At 35.9% G+C, this 7165-nt stretch carries 3 protein-coding genes and 1 CRISPR repeat array; all 3 genes read left to right on the top strand.

Translation table 11 applies throughout. From position 1 onward, the window contains the following. Window positions 1-41: 41 nt before the first annotated feature. Genes cas9 through cas2 form a run of 3 tightly spaced genes read left to right on the top strand, consistent with a single transcriptional unit; the run spans window position 42 to window position 5958 of the window. Window positions 42-4694 carry a type II CRISPR RNA-guided endonuclease Cas9 gene (gene cas9 / locus QVD32_RS12245; RefSeq protein WP_195242031.1) on the top strand — a complete coding sequence of 1551 codons (4653 nt, stop codon included), beginning with the start codon at window positions 42-44 and terminating at the stop codon, window positions 4692-4694. Next, entirely contained in the window at window positions 4691-5620 is a 930-nt protein-coding gene (gene cas1, locus QVD32_RS12240) for a type II CRISPR-associated endonuclease Cas1 (RefSeq protein WP_021891055.1), read from the top strand. Before cas9 ends, cas1 begins: the two co-directional genes overlap by 4 nt. Before the next feature lie 5 nt (window positions 5621-5625). Then, a complete protein-coding gene (gene cas2 / locus QVD32_RS12235; RefSeq protein WP_021891054.1) occupies window positions 5626-5958 on the top strand; it encodes a CRISPR-associated endonuclease Cas2 in 333 nt (110 codons plus the stop codon). Between the two features lie 108 nt (window positions 5959-6066). After that, window positions 6067-7113: direct repeats of the CRISPR family, unit length 47 nt; unit sequence GCTGTATTTAATATGTCAAAGATACAAATTTGAAAGCGAATCACAAC. Between the last annotated feature and the right edge of the window lie 52 nt (window positions 7114-7165).

The raw sequence follows: 7165 nt of genomic DNA, 5'->3' as shown, positions 1-7165 counted from the left end.
TACATATTAAATATAATAATACCATAAAATATATAGTAGGCATGAAAAACATTTTGGGATTGGATTTAGGCTCGAATAGTATAGGTTGGGCTATTGTAAAAGCATTGAAAAATGAAGATGGAAAGGAAATCTTACAAAGCATAGATCTTGCAGGAAGTAGGATTATTCCTATGGATCAAGCAACTTTGGGCAATTTTGAAAACGGAAATTCTGTGTCTCAAACAAGAGAAAGAACAGGTTACCGAAGTGCTAGAAGATTGAGGGAAAGGTATTTATTGAGAAGAGAAAGGTTGTTAAGAGTGCTGAATTGTATGGGATTTTTGCCAGAACATTATTCTCAAAATATTGATAAATATGGTAAATTCTTTCTTGATAATGAGGTAAAACTTTCATGGAAAAAAGATAAGATGGGAAAGAACGAATTTATTTTTTTAGATTCGTTTAATGAAATGTTGGAAGATTTTAGACACTCACAACCGCAATTATTGTTAGATGGACGTAAAGTGCCTTATGATTGGACAATTTACTATCTCCGTAAAAAAGCTTTGACTGAGAAGATCTCCAAAGAAGAGCTGGCATGGATACTCTTAAATTTTAATCAAAAGCGAGGCTATTTTCAACTTCGTGGAGAAGATGAAGAAGTTCAGGGTAAAAAAATAGAATTTTATGCCTTGAAAGTTGTTCGAGTGGAAGACACAGGAGAGAAAAAGGGAAAGGACACATGGTATAATGTGTATTTAGAGAGTGGTTTGGGAGATACGGATGATTATTGGGTATATCGTAGGGCTAGCAGTGTTCCCATTGATGAGTGGGAAGGGCAAGTTAAAGAGTTTATCGTAACGACAACTCTCGATAATAACGGGAGTCCTCAGATTGATAAAGAAGGAAAGGTGAAGCGTTCTTTTAGTATCCCGAAACCAGAAGATTGGATGTTAGTCAAAAAGAAGACAGAAGTAGATATTAAATCATCTGGTAAAACAGTGGGGACTTATATTTATGATACGTTATTACAAAAGCCAGATCAAAAAATTAAAGGAAAATTAATTCGAACCATAGAACGAGAAAACTATACAAACGAGTTATCTCTAATTTTGGAAAATCAAAAAAAATTCCATCTTGAATTACAAGATAGGGAATTGTATCATCAATGTATAGAATTGCTTTATTGTAAAAATGAGGCACATAAAAGAGTTATTGGAACTTGGGATTTTACTTCGTTATTCATAAAAGACATATTGTTTTATCAACGACCATTGAAAAGCAAAAAGGCTTTGATTGATAATTGCCCGTATGAAGAATCCTTTTATATAGAAAATGGGGAGAAAAAAAGTAAACCAAGGAAATGTATTGCAAAATCCCATCCTCTGTTCCAAGAATTTCGGATATGGCAGTTTATTTCCAATTTAAGGATTTATCAAAAAGTGAAAGAGGTGGACGGCAAATTGCAGTTTAACGTTGATGTAACAAGTGATTTTTTGAGAGATGAAAGCGCTTATGTGGAATTGTTCAAATGGCTTAATGAACGGGCAGAGGTTTCGCAAGAAGATTTGTTGAAGCATTTAGGCCTTAAAAAGACGAAGACGGAAGATACGGTGTCTTTATATCGATGGAATTATGTAGAGGATAAAAAATATCCCGGTAATAAAACTCGTAGTTCTATTTTGAAAAAGTTATTGAACGATGAAAAAGAAGCTCTTTCGGAAGATATAGAATTAAAAATATGGCACTTGCTTTATTCCGTTTCAGCACAGTCTGAGATAGATAAAGCTCTTAGTTCGAAAAATGTGTCAACAAAAGGGATTTATTCTGGATTGAGTGTATATTTTTCCGATGAGACGATACAGAAAATAAAAAATGTGAAACTGGAAAGTGGGTATGGCTCGTATTCGGCAAAGGCTATTGGCAAGTTGCTGCCTTTGATGCGAAGAGGAAAATATTGGAATTTAGAATCTATTGATAATCATACAAAGGAGCGTATCGAAAAGATTCTTAATGGAGAGTGTGACGAGACTATCAGAGCAAGAACAAGAGAAAAATCAATTTCTCTTACCGATATTTCTCAATTCAAAGGGTTACCACTGTGGCTCGCTTGTTATATCGTTTATGATCGCCATTCGGAACTTAAAACAATTAAAAAGTGGAATGGCCCTGAAGATATTGATAAATTCTTGAAAGAGTTTAAACAACACACGTTACGTAATCCTATAGTTGAACAAGTGATTATGGAAACACTTCGTGTAGTTCGGGACATTTGGAGACGAGTAGGTTCCATAGACGAAATTCATATCGAAATGGGGAGGGATATGAAACAAACAGCCCAAGAACGGGCAAGACGCAGTGCTATTATCAGTAGGAATGAAAATGACAATTTACGCATCAAAGCGTTACTCCATGAATTTATGAACCCGGAACTTGGAATTGAAAATGTTCGTCCATATTCTCCTGCACAACAAGAAATTTTGCGTATCTATGAAGATGGAGTGTTGAGCAGTGTTTCTGAAATAGAAGATGAAATAAAGAATATACTGAAAAAATTCAATGAAAGTGAAGAGGGAAAGCGTCCGACCAAGAACGAAATAATTCGTTATAAATGTTGGTTAGAGCAAAAGTATCGTTCTCCCTATACAGGCGAAATAATACCATTAGGAAAATTGTTCACACCAGCCTATCAGATAGAACATATAATTCCGCAAGCTCGTTTCTTTGATGATTCATTTACCAACAAGGTTATATGTGAGGCCGAAGTCAATGCCAAGAAAGGCGATTTGTTGGGATATGAGTTTGTTAAAGAAAAAGGTGGCGAAATTGTAGAATTAAGCGGAGGACGGAACGTGAGAATCTTTTCGGTAGAAGAATATGAAGATTTCGTAAAAGAGCATTATAAAAGTAATAAGCAGAAAATGCAACGTCTTTTGGCCGAGGATATTCCTACTGAATTTAGTCATCGACAGTTGAATGACAGCCGGTATATAAGCAAATATATTCGGAATCTATTATCCAATATTGTGCGTGAAGATGATGAACAAGAATCTGTTTCTAAGAATGTAATCTCTTGCAACGGTGCGATTACCGATAGATTGAAAAAAGATTGGGGTGTGAATGATGTATGGAATCATATTATTTTGCCTCGCTTTGTGCGGTTAGAGGAAATAAGAGCAGATAATGGTGAAAAATTTACAGCCTTTAATCAGGAAGGACATTTGATTCCGAGTATGCCATTGATGTATCAAAAAGGTTTCAATAAAAAACGCATAGACCATAGACATCATGCTATGGATGCTATTGTCATAGCTTGTACCACTCGTGATCATGTGAATTTATTGAATAACGAATGCTCAAATACTCAAAATAATGCTAATAAGCATCAATTGTCAAGAAAATTACGTAGATATGAGAATGTGTCGTACAAACAAGATGGGAAACTAAAAGAACGGGAAGTACCGAAAGAATTTCTAAAACCGTGGGAAGAATTTACAAGAGATGTTGAGTTCGCTTTAAAAAATGTGATAGTGAGCTTTCGCCAGAATCTGAGAGTGTTGAACAAAACAGTCAATTATTTCCAACATTGGAAAGATAATTCCTCCGAAAAAGAATGGAAAGAACAAAAGTCTGCCGATCATTGGTCGATAAGGAAGCCTTTACATAAAGAGACCGTTTCGGGAGAGGTGTTTTTATGGAGAACTAGATTTGTTTCGTTGAGGGAAGCATTGACAAATCCAAAGAGAATTGTAGAAAAAGATTTAAGGTCAAAAATATTAGAGTTGCAGAGTAAAGGCTATGATACTAAGCGAATAAAAAAATATTTCGAGGATAATAAAGATGTTTGGCAAGATGTGAATCTGTCGAAAATAGAGGTGCGTTATTATTCTCGTGAGATAGTAGATCCTCAAACAGAATTACCTAAAAATCGTTATTTTGCAACTCGTTTTGGAAACGATCTTATTAGTTTGTTTAGTGGGGTTTCCAATTTTGAGAAAGCTAAAAAAATAATAGAAAGCATAACCGATACAGGTATTCAAAAGATTCTGTTTAGGCATCTTGAAAATAAAGGTAATGATCCGGTACTTGCATTCTCCCCAGAAGGTATAGATGAAATGAACAGAACAATAAAGACATTGAATAATGGGAAAGATCATAAGCCTATATATAAGGTGCGTATATATGAGTGTAGTACGATGAAATTCCCGTTAGGCTCAGTAGGAAATAAGTCCAAGAAATTTGTTGAGGCAGCAAAAGGCACCAATTTGTATTTTGCTGTTTATGAGAAAGAAGTGGAGAACGATCGTGGAGAGTGCCATAAAGAGCGAACTTTTAAGACTATTCCGTTGAATGATGTTATTCGTAATTTGAAACAAGGATTAAGTATTGCTCCTAATGATGAAAATGGAAATCCTCCGGCATTTATATTGTCTCCGAATGATTTGGTCTATTTGCCAACCAAAGAGGAGTCAGAAACTGATTCAATAAGTCAACCGTTAGATAGAAATAGAATATATAAGATGGTAAGCTGCACGGGGTATCAAGTCTTTTTTGTGCCTGCTTTTGTTGCCGCACCTGTTCTTCAAAAAATAGAGCTCGGTAGTAACAATAAGTCAGAACGAGCCAGAACCGATGAAATGATAAAAGAGAGTTGTATCCCCATAAAGGTTGATAGATTGGGAATGCTAATATCCATAAATGGGAAAGCGGTATGATCAAACGCACATTATATTTTGGGAATCCTTCGTATCTGAGTTTGCGCAATGCACAGCTGGTATTGCGTCTGCCAGAAGTGTCGAATAACGACACATTACCCGATACTTTCAAAAAAGAGGCAGAGCGGACGATTCCTGTCGAAGATATAGGAGTGGTCGTACTCGATCATTCGCAGATAACGATCACGCAAGGATTGCTCGAAGCCCTTCTCGAAAATAATTGCGCTATTATCACTTGCGATAAAAGTCGTTTGCCTGTGGGACTCGTACTACCCCTTTGTGGGAACACGACACAAAACGAACGGTTCCGAGACCAACTTAATGCTTCGTTACCTTTGAAAAAGCAACTTTGGCAACAGACAGTGCAGCAAAAGATTGCCAATCAAGCTGCAATTTTGGAGAGCCGGGGAATTGTAGCCAAAAATATGCGGGCATGGGTGGGCGAAGTCCGTAGCGGAGACATCGATAATATGGAAGCACGGGCTGCCGCCTATTATTGGTCGAGTATATTCCCTCACCTCGATAGTTTTCGCAGAGACAGAGACGGCGATCCCCCCAACAATCTACTCAATTATGGCTATGCTATTCTTCGGGCTGTTGTCGCCCGGTCGCTCGTTATTAGTGGATTGTTACCTACTTTGGGCATACATCATCATAACCGTTATAATGCATATTGTTTGGCCGATGATGTGATGGAGCCTTATCGCCCCTATGTCGATGGCTTGGTCTGTGAAATCATGGAAAGTGGAAAAGACTATTCGATGTTAACGACCGAATTGAAAGCAAAGTTATTGTCTTTACCGGTGGTAGAGGTAGGTATTCAAGGGCGGCGTAGTCCTTTGATGGTCGCAGTCGCCCAAACTACCGCCTCTTTATACAAATGTTTTAACGGGGAGTTACGTAAAATCATCTATCCAGAATTATAATTAATATGGATAGATTCAGCGAATATCGTATTATGTGGGTATTGGTATTTTTCGATTTGCCAACAGAGTCGAAACGGGAACGTAAATTATATGCCGACTTCCGTAAGAAACTGTTGCAAGATGGATTTACTATGTTTCAATTTTCCATTTATGTACGGCATTGTCCTAGTCGGGAGAATGCCGATGTACATATCCGCCGGGTGAAGCTTTCTTTACCGCCGTTTGGAAAAGTAGGTATTCTCTGTGTTACTGATAAACAATTCGGTATGATGGAAATTTTCTATGGGAAGAAAGAGGTAAAGCCACAGGTTCTACCTCAACAGCTCGAACTCTTTTGAAAAACAAAAAGCCGGTTTTTTAACCGGCTTTTTGATGAAATACAACTTTAATTTTTAATTCTAATTGGTTGTGTAATTGTTTGACTATTAAATGACTATACAAATTGGGCTGTATTTAATATGTCAAAGATACAAATTTGAAAGCGAATCACAACTAACCTTAACAATATCACCAGAAGGAATCAGCTGTATTTAATATGTCAAAGATACAAATTTGAAAGCGAATCACAACCCAGATTAGCTTGGTTTACCGCTTCCATAGGCTGTATTTAATATGTCAAAGATACAAATTTGAAAGCGAATCACAACAGAATGATAAAATATTACGAATAGCTATATGCTGTATTTAATATGTCAAAGATACAAATTTGAAAGCGAATCACAACACACTTATTTTATAGAATTATTTATTTTTGCTGTATTTAATATGTCAAAGATACAAATTTGAAAGCGAATCACAACGACCATTTAGCTGACACCGAGGATTGAATAGCTGTATTTAATATGTCAAAGATACAAATTTGAAAGCGAATCACAACACATTTGCTTTGATTGTTTACATTGATCTGGCTGTATTTAATATGTCAAAGATACAAATTTGAAAGCGAATCACAACTGATTGTTGGTATCATTGTGATGTGCAATTGCTGTATTTAATATGTCAAAGATACAAATTTGAAAGCGAATCACAACTAGCTCTTTGTTTTTTGTTACACTACAAAGGCTGTATTTAATATGTCAAAGATACAAATTTGAAAGCGAATCACAACTTGTTTTTTCAGTGTATCGTTACTCCCTTCGCTGTATTTAATATGTCAAAGATACAAATTTGAAAGCGAATCACAACAATTTATCTAAACTTAAAAAATAATTTATTGCTGTATTTAATATGTCAAAGATACAAATTTGAAAGCGAATCACAACTGGCATTGTCATACTTGGCATTCGTTTCGTGCTGTATTTAATATGTCAAAGATACAAATTTGAAAGCGAATCACAACACATTTGTTATTTACATTGACGGTGTTTCCGCTGTATTTAATATGTCAAAGATACAAATTTGAAAGCGAATCACAACCTTTACCAATTCAAAATCATAAACAAATACGCTGTATTTAATATGTCAAAGATACAAATTTGAAAGCGAATCACAACAAGTTCCAAAGTCACGTTCTCCGTGCCGACGCTGTATTTAATATGTCAAAGA

This window comes from Barnesiella sp., from assembly GCF_022723415.1.
Taxonomy (GTDB): domain Bacteria; phylum Bacteroidota; class Bacteroidia; order Bacteroidales; family Barnesiellaceae; genus Barnesiella; species Barnesiella intestinihominis.
The sequence above is the reverse complement of the archived record's forward strand: the minus strand, read 5'-3'. Positions and strand labels throughout refer to the sequence as shown.